Source organism: Sporomusa sp., from assembly GCF_057736855.1.
The window spans coordinates 1-2,862 of the sequence record NZ_JBYKYF010000349.1; the positions used below are offsets into that span (position 1 = coordinate 1).

General features: G+C 47.7%; 2 protein-coding genes. Both read left to right on the plus strand.

The genetic code is table 11. From position 1 onward, the window contains the following. Nucleotides 1–2,310 (plus strand): excinuclease ABC subunit UvrA (gene uvrA / locus AC29Z1_RS15975; RefSeq protein ID WP_488272447.1); only part of this gene is annotated, 2,310 nt, incomplete at its 5' end. Between the two features lie 27 nt (nucleotides 2,311–2,337). Then, nucleotides 2,338–2,862, plus strand: a 525-nt coding sequence (locus AC29Z1_RS15980) for a GIY-YIG nuclease family protein (protein WP_488272448.1), incomplete at its 3' end; no start/stop codon positions are given.

The following is a 2,862-nucleotide window of genomic DNA, read 5'->3' on the forward strand; positions in this document are numbered from 1 at the left end:
GTCCGGGTGCGGGTAGACGGTGAAATCCGTGATATTACGGATGAGATTAGGCTGGATAAAAATAAAAAACATACTATCGAGGTAGTAGTAGACCGGATTGTTGTACGTGACGGAATAACAACCCGCCTAGCGGATTCGATTGAGACTGCGCTTGATTTGGGAGGCGGCATTCTTACCGTCGATGTTGGCGGCACTAAGGAACTTATATTTAGCCAAAATTTTGCCTGTGTAGATTGCGGGATTAGTTTGCCGGAGATTGCACCACGAATGTTTTCGTTTAATAGTCCTTATGGCGCCTGCCCAGACTGTACAGGTCTTGGCAACAATCTAGAACTTGATCCGGCACTAGTCATTCCTGATCCTAGCAAATCATTTATTGACGGGGCCATTGCCGCACTGAGCAAAAACGCCAATTCCTATTTTATGTGTCAGTTGGAGGCCGTACTTGAGCGCCATGGGAAGACTCTGTATGATACCTGGGAGAGCCTTCCAGAGCATTTGCAGGAAATTATTCTGCACGGTAGCGGGGATGAGAAGTTTACTTTCCGGTATGAAAATATGTATGGTGAAACCAAAACCTACCACTCGGTATTTGAAGGAGTCTTGCCGCTGCTTTCCCGGCGGCACCGCGAATCTACCTCCGACTATGCCAGAGAAGAGATTGAAGAATTCATGAGTTCTAAACCTTGTCCGAGGTGCAAAGGGGCAAGACTTAAACCAGAAGCGTTGGCCATCAAGGTTGGCGGTAAAAGTATCTATGAAGTCACCCGCCTGACAGTGGCTGAGTGCCAAGAGTTTTTCAGCAAACTGGAGCTTACTGAGCGGGAAAAAATCATTGCTAACCAAATTTTAAAAGAGATTCGTGCCCGTCTGGGCTTTTTGATCAATGTCGGGTTAGATTATCTGACACTTGACCGGGCTGCTGGCACGCTTTCTGGCGGCGAAGCCCAGCGCATCCGCTTGGCGACCCAAATTGGTTCAGGGCTTGTCGGGGTGCTGTATATTTTGGATGAGCCTAGCATTGGCCTGCATCAGCGCGATAATAACCGTCTCTTAGACACGCTAAAGCGTTTGCGTGACCTGGGAAATACGCTGCTGGTGGTTGAGCATGACGAAGATACCATGTATGCGGCTGATCATATTATTGATATTGGTCCGGCTGCCGGTGCCAAGGGCGGGGAAATCGTCGCCCAAGGTACTGTTGATGATATCAAAGCCTGTGAAGCCTCGGTGACCGGTCAGTATTTGAGCGGGCGCAAAGCGATTCCGGTACCGGCGGTTCGCCGGCAGCCTAATGGTAAATGGATAGAAATTATTGGAGCCAGAGAAAACAATCTTAAAAAGGTCAATGTCCGGTTTCCTTTAGGAGTATTTACCGCTGTTACCGGAGTATCTGGCTCAGGTAAAAGTACATTGGTCAACGAAATTTTATATAAGGGTTTAGTAAGCCAGCTATACCGTACTAGCCGTGCGCGGCCGGGAGCGCATGATGCAATTTACGGCCTAGAATACATTGATAAAATTATTGAAATTGACCAGTCACCTATTGGCCGGACACCGCGTTCCAATCCGGCAACTTATACGAGTTTGTTCGATAGTATCCGGGAGCTGTTCAGCCAGACGGCAGAAGCCAAGATGCGCGGCTACCGTCCGGGCCGCTTTAGTTTTAACGTCAAAGGCGGTCGCTGCGAAGCCTGTAAAGGGGACGGGATTATTAAGATCGAAATGCATTTCTTGCCTGATGTCTATGTACCCTGTGAGGTGTGCAAAGGTGCCCGCTATAATCGCGAGACACTGGAAGTGCATTATAAAGGGAAAAATATTGCCCAGGTTTTGGACATGGTAGTGGATGAAGCTGCTGAGTTTTTCCAAAATATCCCTAAAATTTACCGCAAGTTGCAGATATTACAAGACGTAGGGTTGGGATATATTAAGCTTGGCCAGCCGGCAACTCAACTTTCCGGTGGAGAGGCACAAAGGGTTAAGCTTGCAACTGAGCTGGCACGGCGTAGTACCGGAAAAACTTTATATATTCTTGATGAACCGACTACTGGTTTGCATACTGCAGACATTCACCGTCTGTTGGAGGTTTTGCAGCGCCTGGTGGATGGTGGCGATACCGTTGTGGTTATCGAACACAATCTCGATGTGATTAAAACTGCCGACTATATTATTGATTTGGGGCCTGAGGGAGGCAACCGGGGTGGTACCATTGTTGCTCAAGGTACTCCCGAAGAAGTGATAACCGTACCTCAGTCATATACCGGCCAGTTTTTAGCTCCGATTCTGGCGCGCGGGCCGCGGCAATAGGTAAGGAGGTGTCCGGCCATACCTGTGATATCCCCTGCAGTAGAAGAAAAACTGGCGTTATTGCCTGATAAGCCTGGCGTTTATCTAATGAAAGACGATAAAGGCCGGATCATTTATGTCGGCAAAGCCATTAACTTAAAAAATCGGGTGAGATCTTATTTTCAGTCCAGCCGTAATCATTCTCCCAAAGTATTAGCTATGGTGGCACGGATTGCTGATCTGGAGTATATTATTACGGCTTCCGAAATAGAAGCTCTGATCCTTGAATGCAATTTGATCAAAAAACATCGGCCCAAATACAATATCAGCCTACGGGATGACAAAACCTATCCTTATATTAAAGTGACTAATGAAGACTATCCTTTGGTATATGCCACCCGCAAGGTATTAAAAGACGGGGCCAGATATTTTGGACCATATACCAGCGCGGGGGCAGTGCACGAAACACTGAAACTCTTGAAAAATTTGTTTCCTCTGCGCTCCTGCCGCCGTCTGGATGCCAAGCGCCCTTGTCTGGAACATCATATTAAACGCTGTTTGGCTCCGTGTGCC